Source organism: Pseudodesulfovibrio pelocollis, assembly GCF_030282845.1.
Taxonomy (GTDB): domain Bacteria; phylum Desulfobacterota; class Desulfovibrionia; order Desulfovibrionales; family Desulfovibrionaceae; genus Pseudodesulfovibrio; species Pseudodesulfovibrio pelocollis.
This window is the reverse complement of sequence record NZ_JASTWE010000005.1, coordinates 83424-107724: the sequence shown is the minus strand read 5'-3', so window position 1 is coordinate 107724 and position 24301 is coordinate 83424. Positions and strand designations below refer to the sequence as shown.

25 protein-coding genes are annotated in these 24301 nt (G+C 65.4%); 21 read left to right on the top strand and 4 right to left on the bottom strand.

Translation table 11 applies throughout. The features are described from left to right. The 4 genes from QQS14_RS03410 to QQS14_RS03400 all read left to right on the top strand — a co-directional run. The coding region (locus tag QQS14_RS03410; RefSeq protein ID WP_285905498.1) for a phage Gp37/Gp68 family protein at positions 1 to 863 on the top strand (863 nt) is incomplete at its 5' end. Next, the gene (locus QQS14_RS16595; protein WP_425607908.1) at positions 863 to 1900 is read left to right on the top strand and encodes a DNA cytosine methyltransferase; all 1038 of its coding nucleotides are present in this window, start codon (positions 863 to 865) and stop codon (positions 1898 to 1900) included. The genes QQS14_RS03410 and QQS14_RS16595, both read left to right, overlap by 1 nt. After that, entirely contained in the window at positions 1897 to 2127 is a 231-nt protein-coding gene (locus QQS14_RS03405) for a hypothetical protein (RefSeq protein ID WP_285905497.1), read from the top strand. Before QQS14_RS16595 ends, QQS14_RS03405 begins: the two co-directional genes overlap by 4 nt. Before the next feature lie 2 nt (positions 2128 to 2129). Then, complete coding sequence (locus QQS14_RS03400) at positions 2130 to 2390, top strand: helix-turn-helix transcriptional regulator (protein ID WP_285905496.1); 261 nt, start codon at positions 2130 to 2132, stop codon at positions 2388 to 2390. Here the strand turns inward: QQS14_RS03400 and QQS14_RS03395 are convergent. After that, positions 2347 to 3504 (bottom strand): tyrosine-type recombinase/integrase, encoded by a 1158-nt coding sequence (locus QQS14_RS03395; protein WP_285905495.1) that lies wholly within the window; start codon positions 3502 to 3504, stop codon positions 2347 to 2349. The two genes, QQS14_RS03400 and QQS14_RS03395, sit on opposite strands and share 44 nt — an antisense overlap. Positions 3505 to 3833: 329 nt before the next feature. On the opposite strand from QQS14_RS03395, the gene QQS14_RS03390 reads away from it, so the two are divergent. After that, positions 3834 to 4325 carry a hypothetical protein gene (locus QQS14_RS03390; protein ID WP_285905494.1) on the top strand — a complete coding sequence of 164 codons (492 nt, stop codon included), beginning with the start codon at positions 3834 to 3836 and terminating at the stop codon, positions 4323 to 4325. A gap of 32 nt (positions 4326 to 4357) precedes the next feature. Here QQS14_RS03390 and QQS14_RS03385 read toward each other — a convergent pair whose 3' ends face one another. Beyond that, a complete protein-coding gene (locus QQS14_RS03385) occupies positions 4358 to 4747 on the bottom strand; it encodes a bacteriohemerythrin (protein ID WP_285905492.1) in 390 nt (129 codons plus the stop codon). 163 nt (positions 4748 to 4910) lie between these two features. Here QQS14_RS03385 and QQS14_RS03380 point away from each other — a divergent pair, with 163 nt between their 5' ends. From QQS14_RS03380 to QQS14_RS03370, 3 genes are all read left to right on the top strand, one after another. After that, positions 4911 to 5201, top strand: a complete 291-nt coding sequence (locus tag QQS14_RS03380) for a hypothetical protein (RefSeq protein ID WP_285905491.1) — start codon at positions 4911 to 4913, stop codon at positions 5199 to 5201. A 99-nt stretch (positions 5202 to 5300) separates the two neighbouring features. Next, the gene (locus QQS14_RS03375; RefSeq protein ID WP_285905490.1) at positions 5301 to 7145 is read left to right on the top strand and encodes a UbiD family decarboxylase; all 1845 of its coding nucleotides are present in this window, start codon (positions 5301 to 5303) and stop codon (positions 7143 to 7145) included. A gap of 106 nt (positions 7146 to 7251) precedes the next feature. Next, on the top strand, positions 7252 to 7761 hold the full coding sequence (locus QQS14_RS03370; RefSeq protein WP_285905489.1) for a hypothetical protein: 510 nt from the start codon (positions 7252 to 7254) through the stop codon (positions 7759 to 7761). Positions 7762 to 7838: 77 nt separating this feature from the next. Here QQS14_RS03370 and QQS14_RS03365 read toward each other — a convergent pair whose 3' ends face one another. Then, a complete protein-coding gene (locus QQS14_RS03365; RefSeq protein ID WP_285905488.1) occupies positions 7839 to 8234 on the bottom strand; it encodes an Hpt domain-containing protein in 396 nt (131 codons plus the stop codon). Next, a complete protein-coding gene (locus tag QQS14_RS03360; RefSeq protein WP_285905487.1) occupies positions 8231 to 9175 on the bottom strand; it encodes a chemotaxis protein in 945 nt (314 codons plus the stop codon). The genes QQS14_RS03365 and QQS14_RS03360 overlap by 4 nt, the downstream gene beginning before the upstream one ends. Before the next feature lie 216 nt (positions 9176 to 9391). On the opposite strand from QQS14_RS03360, the gene QQS14_RS03355 reads away from it, so the two are divergent. The 13 genes from QQS14_RS03355 (at position 9392) to argH (ending at position 24214) form a co-directional block, all read left to right on the top strand. Next, positions 9392 to 12346: an NAD-glutamate dehydrogenase domain-containing protein gene (locus tag QQS14_RS03355; protein WP_285905486.1), complete on the top strand. Its 2955-nt coding sequence runs from the start codon at positions 9392 to 9394 to the stop codon at positions 12344 to 12346. Between the two features lie 79 nt (positions 12347 to 12425). After that, the gene (gene tpx, locus QQS14_RS03350) at positions 12426 to 12944 is read left to right on the top strand and encodes a thiol peroxidase (protein ID WP_285905485.1); all 519 of its coding nucleotides are present in this window, start codon (positions 12426 to 12428) and stop codon (positions 12942 to 12944) included. Positions 12945 to 13074: 130 nt separating this feature from the next. Beyond that, positions 13075 to 13431, top strand: a complete 357-nt coding sequence (locus tag QQS14_RS03345) for an ArsR/SmtB family transcription factor (protein ID WP_285905484.1) — start codon at positions 13075 to 13077, stop codon at positions 13429 to 13431. Positions 13432 to 13694: 263 nt separating this feature from the next. After that, complete coding sequence (locus QQS14_RS03340) at positions 13695 to 14861, top strand: SO_0444 family Cu/Zn efflux transporter (protein WP_285905483.1); 1167 nt, start codon at positions 13695 to 13697, stop codon at positions 14859 to 14861. 111 nt (positions 14862 to 14972) lie between these two features. Beyond that, positions 14973 to 15914, top strand: a complete 942-nt coding sequence (locus QQS14_RS03335) for an ABC transporter substrate-binding protein (protein WP_285905482.1) — start codon at positions 14973 to 14975, stop codon at positions 15912 to 15914. Between the two features lie 22 nt (positions 15915 to 15936). After that, the gene (locus tag QQS14_RS03330) at positions 15937 to 16671 is read left to right on the top strand and encodes an ABC transporter ATP-binding protein (protein WP_425607909.1); all 735 of its coding nucleotides are present in this window, start codon (positions 15937 to 15939) and stop codon (positions 16669 to 16671) included. A gap of 35 nt (positions 16672 to 16706) precedes the next feature. Then, positions 16707 to 17429, top strand: a complete 723-nt coding sequence (locus QQS14_RS03325) for an ABC transporter permease (RefSeq protein WP_285905501.1) — start codon at positions 16707 to 16709, stop codon at positions 17427 to 17429. A gap of 100 nt (positions 17430 to 17529) precedes the next feature. After that, the gene (locus QQS14_RS03320; RefSeq protein ID WP_285905480.1) at positions 17530 to 18492 is read left to right on the top strand and encodes a PhoH family protein; all 963 of its coding nucleotides are present in this window, start codon (positions 17530 to 17532) and stop codon (positions 18490 to 18492) included. Further along, on the top strand, positions 18492 to 18956 hold the full coding sequence (gene ybeY, locus QQS14_RS03315; RefSeq protein ID WP_285905479.1) for an rRNA maturation RNase YbeY: 465 nt from the start codon (positions 18492 to 18494) through the stop codon (positions 18954 to 18956). The genes QQS14_RS03320 and ybeY overlap by 1 nt, the downstream gene beginning before the upstream one ends. Positions 18957 to 18972: 16 nt before the next feature. Next, complete coding sequence (locus QQS14_RS03310; protein WP_285905478.1) at positions 18973 to 20538, top strand: AlbA family DNA-binding domain-containing protein; 1566 nt, start codon at positions 18973 to 18975, stop codon at positions 20536 to 20538. A gap of 117 nt (positions 20539 to 20655) precedes the next feature. Then, the gene (argF, locus tag QQS14_RS03305) at positions 20656 to 21558 is read left to right on the top strand and encodes an ornithine carbamoyltransferase (RefSeq protein ID WP_285905477.1); all 903 of its coding nucleotides are present in this window, start codon (positions 20656 to 20658) and stop codon (positions 21556 to 21558) included. 30 nt (positions 21559 to 21588) lie between these two features. Further along, the gene (locus tag QQS14_RS03300) at positions 21589 to 22821 is read left to right on the top strand and encodes an argininosuccinate synthase (RefSeq protein WP_285905476.1); all 1233 of its coding nucleotides are present in this window, start codon (positions 21589 to 21591) and stop codon (positions 22819 to 22821) included. Positions 22822 to 22825: 4 nt separating this feature from the next. Continuing rightward, positions 22826 to 24214, top strand: a complete 1389-nt coding sequence (gene argH, locus QQS14_RS03295; protein ID WP_285905475.1) for an argininosuccinate lyase — start codon at positions 22826 to 22828, stop codon at positions 24212 to 24214. Positions 24215 to 24301: the final 87 nt, after the last annotated feature.

Here is a 24301-nt window from a genome sequence, read left to right as displayed (position 1 = left end):
AGACGGCCCTGGTGGAGTCGGTACTGGCGACTCCGCTGCGCTGGCGCAAGCCGTGCCGGGTGTTTGTGGGCAGCATGACGGACCTGTTTCACGAGTCCGTGCCGGACAAGTGGCTGGATATGCTTTTCGCCCGTATGGCCGAGACGACACGGATCACCTATCAGATTCTGACTAAGCGGCCCCAGCGGATGCGGGAATATCTGGACAGCATCGGACGGCGAGCGTCGGTCATGCTGGCACGGCATGAAATCTACCTGCCGGACTACCTGAAAGGGACCACCACGGACGTCGAAGACGGAACGCCGTGGCCCCTGCCCAACGTCTGGCTGGGCGTCACGGTCGAGGATCAACTCCGAGCAGACGAGCGTATCCCGTTGTTGCTCGATACCCCGGCGGCGGTGCGGTATGTGAGCTATGAGCCCGGCCTAGGGGCGGTGGACCTGGACCGCATCCAAACGGAAGGGGGTACCTACCACGCCTTAAGTGGTTCGGTCGGCGTCGAAGGCCGGGGCCAGGCACCCTATCGAAAGCTCGACTGGGTCATCTGTGGCGGCGAGTCCGGCCCAGGGGCGCGGCCCATGCACCCGGAGTGGGCGCGGGGGTTGCGCGACCAGTGCCAGGAGGCCGGGGTGCCGTTCTTTTTCAAGCAGTGGGGGGAATGGGGCGACCTGCCCTCCCGACTCATGGCTGAAAAATGCGTGGCCGTCACGCTCGATGGACAGACATATAGCCCGGATGCGGCGGCATTCAACGGCGAATCGTTGCCCTATGGGGCGGCGATCCGCTGCCGTGTCGGCAAGAAGGCGGCTGGCCGCTTGCTGGACGGGCGGGAGTGGAACGAGTTTCCGGGGGTGCGCGTCTGATGCGTAGCCTTACTGTCGGCTCCCTGTTCTCCGGTGCCGGGTGCGGCGACCTTGGCCTGGAGTGGGCCGGGTTCGATCACGCATGGTTCTGCGAGGTGGATGACTACGCCCGCAAGATACTCACGCTGCGCTGGCCCGGCAAGCCCGTCTACCGCGACATACGCGAGGTGGATTTTACGCAGGTTGAGCCCGTGGACCTGCTGGCTGGTGGGTTCCCCTGCCAAGATATATCGGTCGCCGGTCGCGGCTGCGGGATTGAAGGAGCAAGAAGTGGACTGTGGAGTGAATTTGCTCGAGCCATTGCTGAAATACGACCCCAATACGCACTCATTGAAAACAGCCCGGCCCTTGTTGGTCGAGGGCTTGACGTTGTCCTCTCCGACCTTGCCGCGCTCGGGTATGATGCGCAATGGCATTGTGTACAGGCTGCCGCCCTTGGAGCTCCCCACAAGCGGGACCGGATATGGATTGTGGGCTACGCCAGCTGCTACGGACGGGTCCAGGGCCGGGAGAATCACTCCGGGCATGACGGGGCAATCCCTCCCGCAGATGGTCAACACACCGGAGAAATGGCCCACGCCAACGGTGAACGGAAATCACAATCGCAAGGGGTGCAGTCAGAAGAGTGGGGACGGATTGGCGACGGCTGTGGCGAGGCTCACATTCCCGACGCCACGGGCATCGGACGGGAGCCACGGCGGGCCGAACCAGCGGGACAGCAGCGGACGGCTCGGCCTTTCGGCCATTGCAGCCCAATACCCCACGCCATGTGCGCAGGATGCCAAGAACTCGACCTTGCCGCCCTCGCAGCGAGAGCGGGACAGCGTACCGGGCGCGCTCCTGCGGAGTGGGGAGAGGCCTGGTGGGCAGCTGAACCCGAATTGGGTCGAGTGGCTCATGGGACTCCCCATCGGGTGGACCGACTTAAATGCATCGGTAACGGGCAAGTCCCGCACTGCACCTATCTGCACGGGATCATGATTCGGGAGCACGCAAGGGCCACGGGCTGTTTCGGGGCCGTGGAGGTGGCGGCGTGACCCCCAGCTACATCGAGCGGCAGGAGTTCCTGATGCGCGCCCGGCCCGGCATCCATTATGGGCGGCTGGTGTGCGCCCGGTGTCAGGGGCATGGTGTGGAGCCCGAGGAGGACAGGCCTTGGGGAGCGCCCGAGGACGAGCCGTGCAAGGCGTGCCACGGGCATCGCGTGGTTGAGAGGCGGGTGACGGTCATTGTGGAGGACACGCCGGTGGGCGTGAGGAGGTGAGCATGGAGATTCAGGCTGAACAGATCCGCCGCGCCATGGCCGAGGCGCTGGCACCGCTGGTGGAGATTGAGACCCTCAAGGCGCGCGACTATCTGAGCCCCAAGGAGGTCGAGGTGGTGTATCCGCTCCCGGCGAGTACGCTCGAAAAGATGCGCAAGGCCGGGCGCGGACCCCGGTACATCAAGCGGGGCAAGGGCGTGCTCTACCGGCACGCGGACATCAGGGCGTATCTGGATGCGCGCTGTCAGATGACCGGGAACTGAGGACGGACTTGCTATGAAATATCCGCTGAACATGCTCCACGGCCACGCGCTGGACATCGGGGCAGAGGTGGGCATAGCGCTGGGTGGTGACCTGGCTGCTGTGGCCCATGAGGGTGGCGATGGTGTAGAGCGGCACGCCGCTCATGGCCAGCCAGCTGCCAAAGGTGTGGCGCAGGGTGTGGAAGACCACCCGGTCGCGCCTGTCGGTGATGCCCTCATTGAGGCCCAGCTCGGCCACGCAGCGCTCAAAGGTGTCGCTGGGTGCGCGGCGCACGCTGCCTGCCCTGGACGGCCATACCAGCGCGCCCGGAAGCAGGGGCACGCCCGAAAGCGCCTGCGCGGCGGCCGGGGTGACGTAGACCGTGCGGTCTGCGCCGGTCTTGCTGTCTTGCACCCGGATGGTGCCCGCGCCGAGGTTGATGTTCTCGCCGCGCAGGGCGGCCACCTCGCCCCAGCGCATGCCGGTGTGCAGGCTGATCATGGCCATGCGGTACATCATGTCGCTACGGCGCTTGATGCGGCCAAGCAGGCGGCGCGCCTCGTGGGGGGTGAGCCAGCGCTCGCGGCTGTTGCTGACCACGGGCATGGCCACGCGGTCGGTCGGCACCGGGCCGCTGAATTTGTCCCAGGCGACCATCTTGCGGTAGATGCGGCGGATCAGCGCCAGGCCGTGCTTGACCGTCTGCGGGGCGCGCCCCTCACCCTGGAGGCGGGACTTGTACTCCTCAAGGTCCAGCGGGGTGATGGCGGCAAGCTCCAGGTGCCCGAGGTGCGGCTCGACCAGGCTGGACCAGTGGTAGCGGACGGTATCGGCCGAGCGCAGGTTGACCTTGGCGTGGACGCGATACCACAGCGCATACGCCTCGGCCAGGGTCATGGACGTGCGCCTGACCGGCCCCGGCTGCCTGCCGTGGCGCAGCTCGTTGATCATCTCCGCCCGGCGCTGCGAGGCGAAGGCGGCGTTGATGCCCTCGCTGCGCCAGCCGATCTTGATCCACTTTTTCTTGCCGTCGACCCGGAGGCTGATGTAGAAACAGGCGTCCGGCCGACCGTTGTGTCGCTTGGTCTTGGACACGTTCTCGTAGACGCCCTCATACCTCGCGATGCGGTCCATGCGTTTCTACCTTTTTTCTACCCTGGTTGCGGCTTTCTACCTTTTTCCTACCCTGACACGGCGCATCGCAGCGGCATGGAGCGGCATAGATATGCAGTATCCGCAACGGTTAGCGGCGTCAAGCGGAGCGCGGAGGCACACGGCGAAAAGCACGGAATGGCCTCCGGAGCAAGAGGTCGCAGGTTCGAATCCTGCATAGCCCACCACCGCGATGATCAGGCCCGGAACTTTTTTGTTCCGGGCCTCTCGCGTTTGCTGTCTTTACATTCTCCACAGGTCCGTGCATATCATCAAGAGAGTGATAGAACCCGACACGCAACGAGGTGAATATGCGACGGATACTGGTTCTGCTGATTCTTGCGGCCGTCCTGGTGGCGACCACGGTGCCCGCCCGGGCGGACATGGGCAAGAAATTCGCCGCCATCCGGATTCTCGACAACATCACGGTCCTGGTGGATGTGGAGGGCGGCGACATTGATCCTGCCGAGCTTCGCGCTCACGCCATCGATGCCTTCACCAGGAACATGCGCGGCATGGAGATCAACGACGACGCGGTGGTGGACAACTACCCGGCCGCTGGTTTCGAGCTGGTCAACGTCGGCTACATTATCATGAAAATAATGAGCATACGCAGCGAGAGCGGGCTCAATATCTACCATCTGGACTTCGAGTTCGGCATCCCGCCGCGTCAGGTCTACTGGGACACGGCCACCATGGGCATCGGCCCCACCCATCTGGACCTGCGCAAGGAGGTTCTGGAGGACATCGACGAGGTCATGCAGACCTTTGCCGCCGCCTTTTTCGCCGCCAGGGGCGAATGACCGCCGATTGGCGACGGCCGTGCACCGCACATTCAGTGCTCCCTTGCGTGGGGTGCGTAGCGCATGTCCTCGTCCATGATGTGGGCCGCCAACCAGCGGCTGAGAAAGATGAAAATCTGGCTCAGGTCGGCCCGGCTCTCCAGTGAGCGCCGGAAGTCGTCCACAGTGCTCTTGAACTTGGCGTGGTGGAACCTGTGCTCTTCGAGGCCCGGGAACCCGATGTCGCGCATGTACCGCTCCTCGGTGGCGAAGTGCGTCTGGCCGTAGGCGGCCATCTTTTCCACGAGCCGGGGCAGCTGCCCCTCATCCTGCCGCTCTATGGCCTCAAAGGTCTGGTTGATCAGGTCTATGAGGGTTTTGTGCTGGGCGTCGAGTTCCTCGACGCCCACGGACATGGCCTCGTCCCATTGCATCAGCGCCATGGTGTTCCTCCGGAAACAGGTTCTCCGCCGGGTAGCACATTCCCTGCCCGGGGAAAAGCGCGCCGTGGTCTGTCTGGCGGCGGGTCGCGGAATTATAATACCACCGCGCCCGCGCCTGTGCTTGTATCCCATGCTGAGCCATCAGCATGTCCGGAGGGTCGCGATGCGTAAATTGTCAACCATGTCAAACAATTGTCTGAACTGCGTCTTTCACAGGAAAGAGTGCGTGCTGGGCCATCGGCGCCCCTGGAACGCCCAGGGGTGCGACGACTACCGCCCCTACTGCCTCGTGTGCGGCTATCCCCGCATGTTTTGCAACACCTGCCGCAACCTCGCCTCCAAGGGCATGAAGCCCCACGAGTTGGACCTGCGGTCCGACTATGCCCGACACGGTGCCACCCGGTTCGACTGCGTGTGGCGGCTGCCGACCCGGCCCGGTGGCATCGGTCACTGAAAGGCGAAGCGTTCGGCCCCGGGGTCATCGATTCCCCTTAACTTTTCCGCCCGTTCCGTCTAGATTGTCCCGCCAGCAACATCGAAAACGGGAATCGCAATGGGATACATCAATACAAGAGAGTGCCTCGACGCCCTAGAGGCTCGGGGCGAACTGGTGCGCATCGACGTGCCGGTGGACGCCGCCATCGAAGCAGGGGCCATCCAGCGCCGGGTATTCCACGCCGGTGGTCCGGCGCTGCTTTTCACCAACATCAAGGGCTGCCGCTTCCCCATGGCCGCCAACATCTACGGCACGCGCGAGCGGATGCATTTCATCTTCCGGGACACCATCGAGACGGTGCAGCGGCTGATGAAGCTCAAGCTCAACCCCATGGAGGCGCTCAAGAAGCCGTGGCAGTATCTGGGCGCGCCGCGCACCGCCTGGCACACCATGCCGCGCACGGTGGAGACCGGGCCGGTCATGGAGCACGAGGCCGCGCTCTCGGCCCTGCCCGGGCTGGTCTCCTGGCCCATGGACGGCGGGGCCTACGTGACCCTGCCCCAGGTCTACACCGAGAGCCCGGACAATCCCGGCTTTGCGGGCTCCAACCTCGGCATGTACCGGGTCCAGCTCTCGGGGGGCGAGTTCCTGCCCGAGCGCGAGGTGGGCCTGCACTACCAGATTCACCGGGGCATCGGCCACCACCACGCCCAGGCCATCGCCCGGGGCGAGCCGCTGCGGGTCAACGTCTTCGTGGGCGGGCCGCCCGCCATGACCCTGGCTGCGGTCATGCCGCTGCCCGAGGGGCTGGCCGAGATTTTCTTTGCCGGGGCCATGGCCGGGCACCGCATTGCCATGGTCCGCCGCGAAGGCGGGCTGCCCATCCCGGCCCAGGCGGATTTCTGCCTCTGCGGCCGGGTCATGCCTGGCGAGCAGAAGCCCGAGGGGCCGTTTGGCGATCATCTGGGTTACTACAGTCTGACGCACGATTTCCCGGTCATGCGCGTGGACAGGGTCTATCATCGCGCAGACGCGGTCTGGCCCTTCACCACCGTGGGCCGTCCGCCCCAGGAGGACACGGTGTTCGGCGGATTCATCCACGAACTGACTGCCGAGCTGGTGCCCTCGGTCTTCTCGGGCGTGCACGAGGTCCACGCCGTGGACGCGGCGGGCGTGCATCCGCTGCTCCTGGCCGTGGGCAGCGAGCGCTACGTGCCCTATGCCGAGGACAGGCAGCCCCAGGAACTGCTGACCAACGCCATGGCCCTGCTCGGCAACACCCAGACATCGCTCTCCAAGTACGTGCTCATCGCGGCCAAGGAGGACATGGCTCCCGGCCAGTCCTGCCACGACATCCCCGCCTTCCTCGATCACATGCTGCGGCGGGTGGACCTGACCCGCGACCTGCACTTCATCACCCGGACCACCATGGACACCCTGGACTACTCGGGCATCAGCCTCAACCAGGGCTCCAAGCTGGTGCTGGCCGCGGCCGGAGCGGTCAGGCGGACCCTGGCCAGCGAACTGCCGTCCGGCTTCGACCTGCCGCGCGGGTTCCGCGACGCCCGGCTCTTCGCCCCCGGAATCATGGTGCTCAAGGGACCGGCCCATCGCCGCAAGCGGGACCAGCAGGACCCGGCCTTCGACAAACTGGGCGAGGCCCTGGCGCGGGTCAGGGGCATCGAGGGATTTCCGCTGATCGTGGTGGCCGACGATGCCGCCTTCACGGCCCGGGACTGGGACAACTTTCTGTGGGTGACCTTCACCCGCTCGGACCCGGCCACGGACATCTACGGCGCAGGGGCCTTCACCCACGCCAAGCACTGGGGGGCCTCGCAGGCGGTGATCATCGACGCCCGCCTCAAGACCTACCACGCCCCGCCGCTGGAGCCCGACCCCGAGGTGGAGCGGCGCGTGGACGCCCTGGGCGCCTCGGGCGGCCCGCTGCACGGCATCATCTAGGTTGGTTCGCGCCGTAGCGACACGTTCCCGGGCGGCGTGCCATTGTGCCGCGCTCGGAAATGGGCTATCTGCTGCGCTGGGACAGACACCAAAACGGAGGGAGCGCATGGACGCCAAAGTCATCGAGGATCTCAAGCTGGCCTTTGCCTGCGACCTGTACGAGACGGTCAAGGCGGCCAGGAAGCTGCACGGGGAGAGCGTGTTCAGGCACACCATGACCGAGGAGAACGGGACCATGGTCTTTGTGGGCGCGTTTCCCAGGAAGGACATCCTCGAATTCCCGGACCTCTCGGACGAGTTCGTGGCCGGGCTCAAGACCTTCAACCTCATCGGCGTGGTCACGGACGGCAAGAGCGGGCTGGACATGTTTCATCTCGGCGGGATGAACAAGCCCTTCACCTCCCTGACCGACCCCCGGGGGCTGGCGAAAATCCTCACCGACGAGCCGTTCACAGCTTTTTTGCGCATGTACTTCGATGTCCGGGGCATAATGATGGACTTCACGCGCATGACCCACGACGAGTTCATGCGGGCCGTGGAAGGGGAGGTCTTCAAGAACACCTCCTTCGCGCAGATGCAGGAGGCCAGCCAACTGCTCAAGGCCTTCGAAAATTAGGCAGAAAACAGGCGGCATGCAAAAAAGGGACACCCCGAGGGGTGTCCCTTTTTTGCCGTGTGGCGGGCGCGGCCGGGTCAGCCTTCCAGGGATTTCTTGACCGACATTTCGAGCATGGCCGTGTGCAGCCTGATGCTGATGGTGTCGCTTTTGTCAACGTCCTGGGCCAGCTCGCGCAGCTTGTCCACGGCCTCCAGGCTGGCCGTGATGATCATTTCGGTGACGGGAATCTGTTCCTTGCGGAGTTGCTCCAGCACGTTCTCCAGCCTGTGGGCCAGTTCCTCGATGGTCCCCAGCTTGAGCAGATTCGCCCCGGCCTTGACCGAGTGGGCGTCGCGGAAGATGGAGTTGATCAGCCCGGGCTCTGGCTCGGCCGTCTTTTCAAGGCGCAGCAGGCCGGATTCGATGGAATCGAGCCGTTCGGCGGTCTCTTCCAGGAAGACCTCAAGCACTTCGTCGGCAGGTCGGGTCAAGCGTGCGTTCCTTCAATGAGTTCGATGGCCTTGTCGGGAATGGTGTGCAGGTCGGGCTTGGTGATCTGCATGTCAGCCCCAACGGAGTCGCCCTTGTGGCGCAATTCCTTGGTGATGATGGAGGAATACAGGATGACCGGCAGCTTTTTCAGGACCGGGTCCTGCTTGATGTTCTTGGTCAGGCTGAAGCCGTCCATGAGCGGCATTTCGATGTCCGAGACCACGAGGTCCACGAATTCGGTGATGTCCTTGCCCGATTCCTCGGCCAGCCGCTTGTATTCCATGATAGTCTTGAGGGCGTCGCTGCCGTTGCTGGTAATGATGGGCCGGAAGTTGGCCGCTGTCAGGTTGTTTTCGAGCATGGCCCTGATGGTGGCCGAGTCGTCCGCCACCAGCACCTTGTACTCCTTGTCCGACCGTCTGATCTTGACGCCGTCGTCGGGCTCGAATTGGGTCAGGATGGTTTCGAGGTCGAGGAGCTGGATGAAGTGGTCGCCCTTGTCCACCAGCCCGATGATGGAATCCGTGCTCTGGGAGATGACGCTTGAGGGCGGAATGACCTCGCCCCAGCCCACGCGGTGGATTTCGATCACCCCGGAGACGAGGAAGCCGGTCACGGATTTGCTGAACTCGGTGACGATGACGATGTCGCGCTCGGTCTTGGGCATGTTCAGGTCGAGCCACACCGAGAGGTCGAGCACGGGCAGGATCAGGTCGCGCAGGGGGATGGTGCCCATGAACGAGGGATGGGGCGCCGACTCCGGCGGCTCCAGGTTTGGCGTCTCGATGACCTGCATGACCTTGGCCACGTTGATGCCGAAGTAATTCTTGACCGGAGGCTGGCCCTCCTTGAGCGTCTCGTTGATATAAAATTCGAGAATCTCGAGTTCATTGGTCCCGGTTTCCAGCAGGATTCCGGTGTCAGTCGCAAGTTTGCTCATGGCGGTACCTCATCGGGGAACTCCTGCCGGGCCACTATGGTCCGGCTTCTCTGTTCATACCTCGCCCCACTTCGCATGTCCATGATATATGATTGGCAGTTGAACCATTATAATGTGTTGGGCGGTTCCGGAATGATCATTTCATTTCCTTGACGGGTCTGCCCGGCCCATGCACAACTGATAATGGCGGGACAACCTTCAGGCGACGGAGGAATCGTGACCCAGGATGCGACCAGAGGGCCGGAGCGGCTGCGGGAGATGGTGGGGCAACAGCTGCGGGAGGCTGCGGACGACATCGTGCCGTGGTTCGCCGGCAACATGCCGGACTATTACTTCCGCACCCACGACGAGGAGGAGCAGGCCAGGCATGTGCGGGCGCTGATCTCGGGCATGGTTCGCCAGGAGAGGCAGTCCATGATCATGCACAGCCCCTGCGGGACCATGGTCACCCACATCTCTCCGGGCGGCGACATGACGTCCCTGGCCGGTGTGCTGCGCCAGTACCTGGATCGGGACATCCGCATCGCGCGCATCTATTCGAGCCGCGACGACTCCATCCGGCTCGACACCCTCATTTTCGGCCCCCGGGCACGGTGCACGGCCGACAGCCCGGCCCTGGCCCAGGCGCTTGAGACGGCGCGCCGGGGCGGGTTCGACCTCGCGCCCGGCGAGGCCGGGGATTTCGAGGCCTTCCTGGCCCGGTCCAGCGAAGACTATCTGGAGAAGTTCGAGCCGGGCAGGGCGGTGCGCCATTTTCGCACCTGCGGCTGCGTGGCCGGTGTCGAACGGGTGCTGGTCACATTCGACAGGGAGCCGGTGCCGGGGTTCGACCGCGTGTCCGTGGCCATGGAGAATCCGCCCTCGCGGGGGCTGCTGCTGCGGGTGGTCAATGTCTTTGCCTGGGAGGACATTCCCGTGGACCGCGCCTATGCCGATGTTTTCGAGGGTGAGGGCGGGACGGCCACGGCGGTCATGAGCTTCTACCTCGACCGCTCGCGCATCCTGCTGGACGAGGGGAGCGAGGCCTGGGAGCGGCTGCGTCGCCAATTGGAACTGACCAAGTGGTTCGCCTTCCACGGCCTTGAAGCCCTGGCCGACGAGGACGGATGGGAACTGGCCGAGGTCATGCTCATGCAGGCTGCCGCTGAGTTCGCCCACCAGTTTCTCATCAGCAAGAATCTCCACGCCTATGGCTCGGGCCGCATCGTCTACGCGGTGCTCAAGCACAGAGGGGTGGCCCGGCTGCTGCTCGATTATTTCGCCGCGCGCTGCGACCCGGCCCTGCCGGGCGACCGGGCAGCCGCCATCTCTGCCCGGCGGCAGGCTGTCATGGACGCCATCGGCGGCGTGGACAACGAGATACACCGGGACATCCTCAAGTATATCTATCGGTTCTTCCGGTACACCCTGCGCACCAACTACTATCTGCCCCACCGGCTGGGCCTGAGCTTCCGGCTCGACCCGGTCGTCCTCGCGCCCGTGTCCGCAGCCGAGCGGCCTTTTGGCATCTACTGCTTTCACGGGCCTTACTGTTTCGGCTTCCATGTGCGCTATCGCGACATGGCCCGGGGCGGGGTCCGGGTGGTGCGCACCGGCTCCCAGGAGCATTTCGAGCTGGAGTCCAACCGGCTGCTGGACGAGGTGACCAAGCTGGCCCGGGCCCAGCAGCTCAAGAACAAGGACATCCCCGAGGGCGGGGCCAAGGCGGTCCTGCTGCTCGGCCCGGACGCGGACATCGACCTGGCCGTGCGCAGCATGATCGATTCCTTCCTCGACCTGCTGGTGCTCCCGGCCGAGGGCGGCCTGACACCGCCCTTTGTCGTGGACCATCTCGGCCACGACGAGGTCATCTTCCTCGGTCCTGACGAGAACATCACGCCCGCCCACATCGTCTGGATCGCGGCCCGGGCGGCCCGGCGCGGCTATCGCTGGCCCGGGGCCTTCATGAGTTCCAAGCCAGGGGCGGGTATCGCCCACAAGGAATACGGCGTCACCAGCGAGGGCGTGGTGGTCTTTGCCCGCGAACTGCTGCTGGCCCTGTGCATCGACCCCCTGGTCCAGCCGTTCACGGTCAAGATGACCGGCGGTCCGGCGGGCGACGTGGCCTCCAACGTGGTCAGAATCCTGTTTCGCGAGTACGGGGAGAACGCGCGCATCGTGGCCATGACCGACGGCCATGGCGCGGCATACGACCCCGCCGGGCTGGACCACGCCGAATTGCTGCGCCTCATGGACACGGGCAGGCGCACTGCGGATTTCGACACCGCCCTGCTGCGCGGCGAGGGGGCCTTCGTGGTCCCGGTGGGCGACCCGGACGGGGTGCGCATCCGAAACGACCTGCACAATGTGCCCCGGACCGATCTCTTCATCCCGGCCGGCGGCAGGCCCGAGACCATCAACATGGGCAACTGGAAGCGCTTCCTGACCAAGGACGGCACCCCCTCGGCCCGGGGCATCGTGGAGGGGGCCAACATCTTCATCGCGGCCGACGCCAGGGCCGAGCTGGAAAAGGCGGGCGTCCTCGTGGTGCCCGGGCCGTCGGCCAACAAGACCGGGGTCATCTGCTCCTCCTACGAGATCCTGGCTGGGCTCGTCCTCTCGGACGAGGAGTTCCTGGCCATCAAGAAGACCTATGTAGCCGAATTGCTCGACATCCTGCGGGCCAGGGCCGGGGACGAGGCCCGGTTGCTCATGCGCGAATACCGGCTGGCCGGGGGAGAGAAGACCGTCACCCAGCTTTCCTACGCGCTCTCGGCAGCCATCAACGGTCTGGCCGACCGGATCGCGGCCGTGCTGGAGGGGGAGCGGGGCGGCGTGGCCAACGACCCGGAATTGCGCGCCGCGCTGCTGGCCTATTGCCCGCCCGTGCTGGCCGGGCGATACGCTGACCGGCTGGTGAACGATCTGCCGTCCAGGCACCGGACGGCCCTGCTGGCCGCGTCCCTGAGCGCCAGAATGTTCTATCAGGAGGGGCTTGGCTGGGCCGAACGCCTGACCTCGGTACGCGGCGTGCGCGAGGTGGCCTACGCCTACCTCGCCTGCGAGACGGAACTGGCCGGACTCGCGGCCGAGGTCCGCGCCGCCGGGCTGGCCCGTGGCCAGGAGGTGGCGGACATCCTTGAAGGTGAAGGGCGCAAGCGCCTCGTGCTTCGCCGTCTGGGCCTGGAGTAGCCGGGGCCGGTTCGCCCTTTACACCGCGTGCAGGTGGTGATATGAAAATAATAACTATATGCAAATAAAGGAGCGACCCATGAAAGAGAGAAAGAACGTCGTCACCCTCAAGGGCAACCCCGTGACCCTGCTCGGCCCCGAGATCAAGGCGGGCGACAAGGCTCCGGACTTCGCCGTGGTGGCCAATGACCTGAGCGGGCGCACCCTGGCCGATTATGCGGGCAAGGTGCTGATCATCGCGGCCGTGCCCTCCCTGGACACGCCGGTCTGCGACATGGAAACCCGGCGGTTCAACACCGAGGCCGCCGGGCTGGGGGATGACGTGGTCATCCTCACCGTGAGCATGGACCTCCCCTTTGCCCAGGCCAGATGGTGCGGCGCGGCCGGTGTCGAGGCGGTCCAGACCCTCTCGGACCATCGCGACGCCTCCTTCGGACAGGCCTGGGGTGTACTGATCAAGGAAGTGCGTCTCTTGAGCCGCGCGGTCTTCGTGGTGGGCAGGGATGGCAAGGTGGCCCATGCCCAGTATGTAAAGGAAGTTTCCGAGGAACCGGACTACGCCGCAGCCTTGGACGCGGCCAGAAAGCTGACGGCATGAAATCCGGCCGCTCCCTGATCATGACGGGCCGTTCCCCCATCCGGAGGGAGCGGCCTTTGTTCAAGGCTTGACAACTGCTGTCCACATGGGTACATGCATGACAATTGAGTATCTGAGCATGTGAGGTTCCATGTCAAACATTGCCTGCGGAAACACCGAGCAGCACGCGGCCAACGTCAGTCAGGTCCGGTCCGGGATGCTCTCGGAGCGCGATTTTCTGTTCCTGTCCGAGCTCTTCAAGGCCCTTGGCGATTATACCCGGGTGCGCATGCTTTATGCCCTGGCCATTCACGAGCTGTGCGTCTGCGCTCTGGCCGAGGTCCTCGACATGTCCCCCTCGGCCATCTCGCACCAGCTTCGGCTGCTGCGCGCGGCCAGGTTGGTCCGCTACCGCAAGGAGGGCAAGAACGTGTATTACACCCTGGACGACGACCATGTGCGCAATCTCATCGGGCAGGGACTTGACCATGTCCGGGAGCAGGGCTAGCGGGTCAGGCCCGGGCTGAATGGCCTTGCGGAAGTGGGCCGGGGGCCTGCGCTGGGCCGTTGTCACCAGCCGCATGGCAACCGTCGCAGGGAGCCATTGTAGGGAGGTGAAGGCGCTTCCCGACCGGGTTGGTTATTCGGTGCGATGGCATTGGCCGCAGAGCCTGCGGCAAGGCCTGGTGGATGAGTGAGCTTTTTTTTTGACTTTTCTTATGAATATCTATTCAATCATGACTGTGTTCTCACCTGAGGAGTGAAGCCGATATGGGTATGCTTTTCGAGATATTTTTGGCGTCGTGGCACGTCCTTGAGGAGTCCGCGCCCTATGTGCTGCTGGGGTTTTTCGTGGCCGGGCTGCTCAAGGCCTTTGTGTCCGACTCCTTCATGGCCCGGCATCTGGGGGGCCCCTCCTTTGGTTCGGTGGTCAAGGCGGCGGTCATCGGCGTGCCGCTGCCGCTGTGCTCGTGCGGGGTGCTGCCCGCCGCCCTCGGGCTGCGGCGGCAGGGGGCGAGCAAGGGGGCGACCACGGCCTTCATGATCTCCACGCCCGAAACCGGGGTGGACTCCATGGCCGTGACCTACGCCCTGATCGACCCGATCATGACCGTGGTCCGGCCGGTGGCGGCCATGGTCACTGCCGTGACTGCCGGGGTGCTGGTCAACCTCTTCCCCGAGCGTGGGGAGGGGGAGGCAGAAGCGCGACCGTCCGAAACTCAGGTCGCCACGCAGGCCGTAGCGCCCACTGCCCCAGAGGGCGGCATTGAACCCCGTCCCCTGGACATCCCCCAGGCTCCGGCGGCAGATTGCGGGTGCCACGGCTGCGGGGCCGAACCCCGGCACGTCGGCCTCGGCGCCCGGTTCGCCTCGGGCATGCGCCACGCCTTTGGCGAGATGCTGGCCGACATCGGCAAGTGGCTGATGGTGGGCGTGGTGGTGGCCGGGGCCATCGCCGTGGCCATTCCAGACGATATGCTGTCGGAATACGTGGGCACCGGCTTCCCGTCTTATCTCATCATGCTCGTGGTGGCCCTGCCGCTGTATGTATGCGCCACGGCGTCCACGCCCATCGCCGCCTCCCTGCTGCTCAAGGGGCTTTCGCCGGGCGCGGCCCTGGTCTTCCTGCTGGCCGGTCCGGCCACCAACGGGGCCACCATCACGGTCATGCTCAAGACTCTGGGCAGGCGGGCGGCGGGCCTCTATGTGGCCTCCATCGTCGGCTGCTCCCTGGCCCTGGCCTGGCTGGTGGACAGGCTCTATGTCGCCCTCGGGCTCGACATCCGGGCCGTGGTCATGCAGGTGGGCGAGACCCTGCCCGAGTGGGTTGGCGTAGCTTCGGCCGTGGCCCTGCTCCTCCTCGTGGGGCGCAGCATGCTGCGACGCGATTGCGGCTGCGGGGCAGGAGACTGCGCGGAGGGACATGCCGGACGGTAGGGATCGCCGGGTGGCATCCAGCCCGCGAGGCGGTACGGTTCCCGGAGCGGCACTTTTCTTTCGGGGCAGGGCGTGTTACAAGGCCGCCACCTTGATTCATGGAGTTCTGGCATGAGAAAAACCCTGTCCGTCGCGGCTCTTGTCCTTGTCCTTGCCCTTGCCTCGCTGGCGGTCCCCGCCCGGGCGCAGGAAGTCACCATCCGTTTCGGCATCCTGCCCGTGCTCGACACCCTGCCGTTGCAGGTGGCGGTCCGTGACGGCCTTTTTGCCGGGCAGGGGCTCAATGTGGAACTGGTTCCCTTTGCCTCGGCTCTGGAGCGCGACACGGCCATGCAGGCCGGGCAGCTCGACGGCTACTTCGGCGATCTCATCGCCACGTATCTGCTCATCAGCCGGGATGTGCCCATGTACATCGCCCTGACCTCCTGGCGGACCACGCCGGGCTACCCCATGTTCGGCATAGCGCTCTCCCCGGCGGCGCGTGACCGGGGGCCGGACGAGTTGAAGGGTGCGACCCTGGGCATCTCCAGGTCCACTGTCATGGAGTTTCTGGCCGACAGGATGGAGGAGCGCCTGGGCGTCGGTACAGGCTATTTCTCGCGCATGGAGGTCAAGAAGATCCCCATTCGGCTCCAGATGCTCATGGCCAGCCAGATCGACGCGGCCATCCTGCCCGAGCCGCTCCTCTCCCTGGCCCGGCTCAAGGGCGGGGGGGTGCTGGCCACGGCGGACAACCTGGACGTGCCCCTGACCGTGCTCTGCCTGCATCGCAAGTATTTCGCCGATGGTGCCGAGACGTATGTCCGCTTCGTCACCGCCTACAAGGAGGCGGTGGAGCGGCTGGCCGCCGATCCCGAGCGCTATCGCGCCCTCATGGCCGAGACCTGCCGGATTCCGCAGCCCCTGGTGGATGAGTTTCCGGTCTACAGGTATCCGCTGCCCGCGCTGCCCACCGACAGCGAGCTGGACGAGGTGCAGGATTGGATGATCGCCAAGGGACTCTTGCGCGAGCCCATCCCCAAGGAGATCGTCCTCTCCCCAATCATCCCCTGACGCTGCGGCACCCGGCCCAATGATGCTCAGAGCCGACAACCTCGGAAAATCCTTTGGCGGGACGCGCGTCCTCGACGACGTGTCCTTCGACCTCGGAGACGGCGAGACCCTGGCCGTGGTCGGCCCCTCGGGCTGCGGCAAGACCTCGCTGCTCTACATGCTGAGCGGCCTTTCCCGGCCGGACAGCGGCGCGGTCTTTCTCGACGGCGCACCCGTTACCGGGCCGACCCCGGACATCTCCATCATTCTTCAGGATTATGGCCTGCTGCCCTGGCGCACGGTGGTGGACAACGTGGCGCTGGGCCTCAAGGTGCAGGGTGTGCCGCGTGCCAAGCGGCTTGAGCTGGCCCGGGCGCAGCTGGCCGAGCTGGGCATGGCCGGGCACGGCCAGGAGTATCCCGCCACCCTGAGCGGCGGCGAGCAGCAGCGGGTGGCCATTGCCCGGGCCTTTGTCTCGCGGCCCAGACTGATGCTCCTCGACGAGCCCTTTTCGTCCCTGGACGCCCTGACCCGCGAGCGGCTCCAGCGCACCCTGCTCGATGTCTGGACGCGGCGCAAAGTGCCTTACGTGCTGGTCACGCATTCCCTTGAGGAGGCCGTGGTTCTCGGGCGGCGGATCATGGTCATGTCGAGCCGTCCGGCCCGGCCCGTGGCCGTGTTCGACAATCCCGGCTTCGGCGACGCCTCCATCCGCGACACCGAGGCGTGCTTCCGGCTGCTTCGTGAGCTGCGGCACACGGTGGAGGCCCTGTGGTGAGCCTCGAATCCCCTCTTCTGCGCTACGGGCTGGTCATGCTCGTGCTCGGCCTGCTCTGGAAGCTGGCGGCCATGGCCCTGGGCGGCGTCATCCTGCCGCACCCGGAGGACGCGCTGGCCGCCTTTGCCACGGCCCTGACCACACGGATATTCTGGGAGCATTTTGGCGTCAGCGCCTACAGGGCGGTCACGGCCATGGCCCTGGCCTGGGGCATCGCCTTTCCGCTGGGGTTGTTCATGGGCAGCGTCAGGCGGGCGGACGCCCTGTTGGCCCCGTTCATTTTCCTGACATATCCCGTGCCCAAGATCGTGCTCCTGCCCGTGTTCCTGCTCCTGCTCGGCCTGGGCGACGCCTCCAAGATCGCCATGATCACGCTCATCCTCGCCTATCAGATACTGGTCACCACCCGCGACGGGGTGCGCTCCATCCATCCTAAATACTTTGATTCCGTCCGTTCTCTGGGCGGGTCGCGTTGGAACGTGCTGCGCGAGGTGCTCATCCCGGCCGCGCTGCCCCACGGGTTCACGGCCCTGCGCCTGGGCACCGGCGTGTCCGTGGCAGTGCTCTTTTTTGTCGAATCCTTTGCCACCACCCGGGGCCTGGGGTATATGATCATGGACGCCTGGGGGGCCATGGATTACCTGGGCATGTTCACCGGCATACTCGGCATGTCGATGATGGGCGCGGCCCTGTACGAGGTGGCAAACCTCCTGGAGCGCCGGGCCTGCCGCTGGATGTTTCTGCGCCGCAAGACGTGATCGGCCATTGATCTCGCGCCCGATGGCCGTTAGGGTGCGGGCGTTCCCCAGGCGGTCCGCGCCGCCATCCGTCAACCCCAAGGGAGGGCGAGAGCCCGCGATGAAACTCGAATTCGACGACAGCAGGCTGGCCGGGCAGCTCTTCGGCCCGCACAATCAGCATCTGCGGCTCATGGGCGAGCGTATCGGCGTGCGCCTGGAGAGCCGGGGCAATGCGGTGACCATCCTCGCGCCCGAGGGCGAAGAGGCGGCCGAGGGGCTGGCCGCCCAGGTGCTGACCCAACTCTACGCCATGCTCAAGGCGGGCAAGAGCCTCTACCCCCAGGATGTGGACTACGCCTGCCGCATCCTCATGCGCCAGCCCACGGCCGATGTGGGCGAGGTCTTCAAGGGCGATGTCTACGCCACCTCGGGCAAGCGCACGGTCTCGCCCAAGTCCCTCAACCAGCGGGAATATCTCGACGCCATCCGCCAGCACGATTTGACCTTCGGCATCGGCCCGGCAGGCACGGGCAAGACCTATCTGGCCGTGGCCATGGCCGTGGGCGCGCTGCTGCGCCGCGAGGTCAAACGCATCGTGCTCACCCGTCCGGCCGTGGAGGCGGGGGAGAAGCTCGGCTTCCTGCCCGGCGATCTGGCCGAGAAGATCAATCCCTATCTGCGCCCGCTCTACGACGCCCTTCAGGACATGCTCGATTTTCCCAGGATGCAGGAATACCAGGAGAGCGGCGTCATCGAGGTGGCCCCGCTGGCCTTCATGCGCGGCCGCACCCTCAACGACGCCTTCATCATCCTCGACGAGGCCCAGAACACCACGCCCGAGCAGATGAAGATGTTTCTGACCCGCCTCGGCTTCGGCTCGCGGGCCGTGGTCACTGGCGATGTCACCCAGATCGACCTGCCCATCCACGCCCGGTCCGGCCTGCTCAACGCCCGGGTCATCCTCGAAGACGTCAAGGGCGTGAAGTTCATCCTCTTCGACGAGCACGACGTCATCCGTCATCCGTTGGTGGGGCGCATCGTCCGTGCCTACGAGCAGCACGACACCATCAGGACCGAGTGATGGGCGGCCCTGTCAGGATCGTGCGCGAAACCCGGCTCGACCCGGCTTTTCCCCTGTCTCGGCGAGAGCTTGCCGGGGTGGTGGCCACCATTCTTGAGGCTCTGGGCCATGAGGGTGCGACCCTTGAGATCACCCTGGTGGACGACCATGAGATGGCCCGGCTCAACGCCGAGTTCATGGGCTGCCCCGGCCCGACCAATGTCCTGAGTTTTCCGGCAGCGCAGGGGACCGGTCCAGATGCTGGCGTGAGTACCGTCGATGAAGCGGACTACCTCGGCGAGCTGGCCCTGAGCGTGGACACCCTGGCCCGGGAGGCGCACCTGTACGGGCAGCCGGCGCTGGCCCATCTGGCCCGGCTGCTGGCCCACGGTATCCTGCATCTGGCCGGGCACGATCACGGCCCGGACATGGACGATCTGACCGAGTTGGCCGTGGACCGCGTCCTGCTCAGTCACGCAGTCTGATAAAACCGGGAGTTTCATGTTCGAGCAAAGACCGGCGCGCAGCATCATCCGAGGCAAGAATCTCTACCGAATCCTCCAGGCCGGGGTGCTCCTGGCCTGGGCCGCCCTGGGGGCGCTGGTCTTCTGGGGCGTGCGCGAGGTGCGCCACGATGCGGCGGCCGTGGCCGTGGAAAGCTCGGCGCGCGGCCTGGCCGGGGCCGTGACCGTGCTGGTCAACGCCGTGACCTCCTCGGGCGGCGACATGGCCCTGACCCGCCTCGACAGCCTTGACCCGGCCCAACTGCGCCACACCTTTTCCGACATCCTGGGCAGGCATCCGCACATGGCCGCGGTCATGGTCTCGGACGGCAGCGGCCTGCGCTACCTGCTCATCCGACGGCCCGACGGCCTGCTCGAAACCGTGGCCGGGCAGGACGGCGAGGGCTGGACCCTGTGGCGGGCGGACGGCTCGTCCGGCGCGTCGACCGCCTCGGCCCGATTCGACCACTCGGCCCTGAACAACGCCCTGGCCGAGGAATACCGGCATCTTGAGCCGGGTCAGGTCAACTGGCGCAGTCCCGGGCAGCTTCTCGACGCGGGCGAGTCGTGGCTGGCGGCGGCCTCGCTGGTGGAAAGCGGGGCAGGGCGGGTCATGGTCTCCTTCGTCTTCCCGGTGGATGTCGTGATCAGCCAGCTCGACGGCGCGGAAAAAGGCCGGGCGGAAAAGGTCTTTCTCTTCTGGGACAGCGGCGCGGTGCTGCCCATCGGCGATGCGGACCCGGCCGCTGGCGCGGCCCGGCTGCCCACATCTGCGGCCGGGGTGGGCGACCCGGTCATCGCCGGGGCGGTGGAGCGCATGGCTGCCGATACCTCGCTGCGGGGTGTGCCCGTACCCCTGCGCGTGGGTGGCGAGGCATGGTGGGCCTTTCTCGTGCCCCTGTCCGCCTTTGGCGACACCCTGTCCCTGGGTGTGGTCGTGCCCATGGCAGGGGTGATTCCATCCCTGGGCAGCGATACCTTCCTTCAGGTCTTTGGCACGGCCCTGGCGCTTCTGGGCGCGGCGGCCATCTTTGTCCTGCGCCGTAACCGCTCCAGGATAGAGACCCTGGGCATGCGCCACGGCGCGGCCCGCACCGGTGACGAGGTGCTGCGCCTCATCGCCGAGGGCGAGAGCCGGGGACTCGAATTCAAGCAGACCATGCGCTTCAACCTCAAGGCGGGCAAGAACGGGAAGGAGATCGAACACGCCATCGCCAAGACAGTGTCCGCCTTCATCAATTCCGAGGGCGGGACCCTGCTGGTGGGCGTGGCTGACGACGGCACGGTCACCGGTTTTGCCGAGGACAACTTTGCCAGCGACGACAAGGCGTTGTTGCACTTCAACAACCTTGTCAATCAATACCTCGGCACCGAGTTTTCCCGCTATGTCGAGACAATGGCCATCCAGGTCCGGGGCAGCACGGTCCTCCGCGCCCTGTGCATGCCCGCCCGGGTGCCCGCCATCCTCAGGAACGGCCAGAGCGAGGAGTTCTATGTGCGCAGTGGTCCGGCCAGCCGCCAACTGACCCTCAGCCAGTTCCACGAATGGCTCCGCAACCACTGACCGGCATGCCTTTTCGTCAAGGCGGGCCGGGCTCAAAAACCTTTACATCCATGTCAAGATCGGCCACACTTCTTCCCTTTCGCAATGACCGGCAATTGATGATGGAGTGAACTCACGATGCCCAGGAATTTTCTGACCATTCTGGATATGACCAGGGACGAGGCCCGGCAGGTGTTGCTGCGCGCCAAGGCGATGAAGGACGGCGACATCCGCACCGACCTCCTGACCGGCAAGACCCTGCTTCTGATTTTCGAGAAGGCGTCCACGCGGACCCGCGTCTCGTTTGAGGTGGGCGTGCGCCATCTTGGCGGTGACCCGGTCTTCATCACCTCGCGCGATTCCCAGCTGGGCCGCGACGAGCCCCTCAAGGACACCGCCCGGGTCCTCTCGCGCTATGCGGACGGACTCATCGTGCGCACCTTTGGCCAGGAAAAGCTTGAAACCCTGGTCGAGTACGGCACCATCCCGGTCATCAACGCCCTGACCGACGAGTACCACCCCTGTCAAATCATGTCCGACGTGCTGACCATGTACGAGCGCACGCCAGATCTCGACCAGATCAAGGTGGCCTGGGTAGGCGATGGCAACAACATGGCCCATTCTTTTATCAACGCGGCCGCCACCTTTGGTTTTGTCCTCTCCCTGGCCTGCCCCGAGGGGTACCGGCCTGACCCGGCCATCCTGGAGAAGGCGCGCACCCTTGGCGCGGACATCACCCTGACCGACGACCCGGCCGAGGCCGTGGCCGGGGCCCACTACGTCAACACCGACGTCTGGGCGTCCATGGGCCAGGAGGAGGAGCAGAAGAAGCGCGAGGCCGCCTTTGCCGGATACGCCGTGGACGAGGCGCTCATGGCCAAGGCCGCGCCCGGGGCCTGCTTCATGCACTGCCTGCCCGCCCACCGGGGCGAGGAGGTCAGCGAGGCCGTGTTCGAGGGGCCTGCCTCCATCGTTTGGGACCAGGCCGAGAACAGGCTGCACATGCAAAAGGCCATCATTGAATGGATTTACAGCAATTAAAGCATGATAGGATAACGAGGAAATAATCAGATGAGCAAGTTGGAGAAAGTCGTTCTCGCCTATTCCGGCGGGCTGGACACGTCGATCATCCTCAAGTGGATCAAGAACAACTACAATTGCGACGTGGTCTGCATGACCGCCGACCTCGGCCAGGGCGAGGAGATGGACGGCATCGAGGACAAGGCGCTGGCCACCGGCGCGGTCAAGGCCTATGTCGAGGATCTGCGCGAGGAATTCGTGCGCGACTATGTCTTCCCCATGTTCCGGGCCAACGCCCTGTACGAGGGCCGCTACCTGCTCGGCACGGCCATCGCCCGGCCGCTGATCGCCAAGCGCATGGTGGAGATCGCCGAGATCGAGGGCGCCCAGGCCGTGGCCCACGGTGCCACGGGCAAGGGCAATGATCAGGTCCGGTTCGAGCTGGCCACCATGGCCCTCAACCCGCGCCTGAAGACCATCGCCCCCTGGCGCGAGTGGGATCTGAAGTCCCGCACCGACCTCATCAACTACGCCCAGGAGCATTCCATTCCCGTGCCGGTGAGCCGGTCCAAGCCGTGGTCCATTGATGCCAACCTCCTGCACACCTCCTTTGAGGGCGGCGAGCTGGAAGATCCCTGGAACGCCCCGGGGCCTGACTGCTACCGCACCATCACGCCGCCCGAGAAATGCCCGGACGAGGCCGAGGAGATCACCATCGACTTCGAGGCGGGCGATCCCATCGCCGTGAACAGCGTCAAGTATTCCCCGGCGGCCCTGCTGGCCAAGCTCAACGAACTGGGCGGCAGGCACGGCATCGGCCGGGTGGACATGGTCGAGAACCGCTTCGTGGGCATGAAGTCGCGCGGGGTGTACGAGACCCCGGGCGGCACGGTCCTGGCCATGGCCCGGCGCGACCTGGAGGGGCTGACCCTGGACCGCGAGGTGATGCACCTGCGCGACAGCCTTGTTCCGCGCTACGCCGAGATGGTCTACTACGGCTACTGGTTCTCGCCCGAGCGCGAGGCGCTCCAGGCCATGATCGACAAGACCCAGGAAAAGGTCACGGGCACCGTGCGCCTGAAACTCTACAAGGGCAACTGCGTGCCCCTTGGCCGCAAGTCGCCGTTCTCCCTGTACAACGCCGATCTGGCCACCTTTGAGGAGGACGTCGTCTACGATCAGGCCGACGCTGCGGGCTTCATCAAGCTGGTGGGGCTGCGCCTCAAGGGCCGCATGCAGCAGAGCAAGTGGGGCGGCAAGGACCAGGAAGAAAGCTGCGAGTAAACGTATGGCAGACAAGAAGATGTGGGGCGGGCGGTTCACAGGCACGACCGCCGCGTCCATGGAAGCGTATTCGGAGTCGGTGTCGTTCGACTGGCGGCTCTACGCCGAGGACATTCAAGGCTCCCAAGCCCATGCGCGCATGTTGGCGCGCCGGGGGTTCCTGACCGATGACGAGGCCGTTCGCATCTGCGACGGCCTGGACGCGGTCAGGGCCGAGATCGAGGCCGGGGAGTTCGAGTGGAAGACCGGGCTTGAAGATGTGCACATGAACATCGAGTCGCGGCTGACCGAGATCATCGGCCCGCTGGGCGGCAAGCTGCACACCGCGCGCAGCCGCAACGATCAGGTTGCCCTTGATTTCCGGCTCCATGTGGCTGCCCGGCTGACCGTCTGGCAGGAGCGGCTGGCCTCGCTCATCCATGTCTATCTGGCCCGGGCCGACGAGCACCGCGACACCCTGCTGCCCGGCTGCACCCATTTCCAGCCCGCACAGCCCGTGAGCCTCGCCCACCATCTGCTGGCCTACTGCCAGATGTTCAAGCGTGACCACGAGCGGCTGGCCGACTGTCTCCACCGGGTGCGCGTCATGCCCCTGGGCGCTGCGGCCCTGGCCGGGACCACCCACCCCGTCGATCCGGCCATGGTGGCCGGGGAACTGGGCATGGATGCGGTCTTCGCCAACTCCATGGACGCCGTGTCTGACCGCGATTTCGTCATCGAGGCCGTGTTCGCGGGCAGCCTGATCATGACTCATCTTTCTCGCATGTGCGAGGAGATCATCATCTGGGCCAACCCCAATTTCGGCTATGTGCGCCTGCCCGACGGCTACTCCACCGGCTCGTCCATCATGCCCCAGAAGAAGAATCCCGACTCCTGCGAAATCATGCGCGGCAAGACCGGCCGGGTGGTGGGTGCCCTGACCGGCCTGCTTGTGCTGGTCAAGGGGCTGCCCATGACCTACAATCGCGACATGCAGGAGGACAAGGAGCCCTTCTTCGACACCGACAAGACCGTGACCTCGTCCCTTGAGATCATGGCCGGGCTGCTCTCGGAGCTTGAGTTCATGCCGGAGAAGATGCTGGCCACGGTGGAGCGCGGGTTCCTCAACGCCACGGAGCTGGCCGATTATCTGGCGGCCCGGGGCGTGCCCTTCCGCGAGGCGCACCACATCACCGGGGCGGCCGTGGCCCATGCCGAGTCCCTGGGCCTGGGGCTCGAGGACCTGAGCCTCGACGATTTCAGGAGTTTTTCAGACCTGATCGACGACGATGTCTACGCCGTGCTGGACTACCGGGCCGCGGTCAGGCGGCGGTCCACGCCGGGCGGCACCGGGCCGGATTCCGTGGCCGCGCAGATCGACACCCTGGCCGCGTGGCTCGATTCCGCGCGATGAGCCGGGCGGCAGGTGTGCCGCAAGAAGCCGCATTCGGCGGCGGATCGTTTTTTTGCGTTGTTTCCCCTTGATTTTTCACCCGGGGAC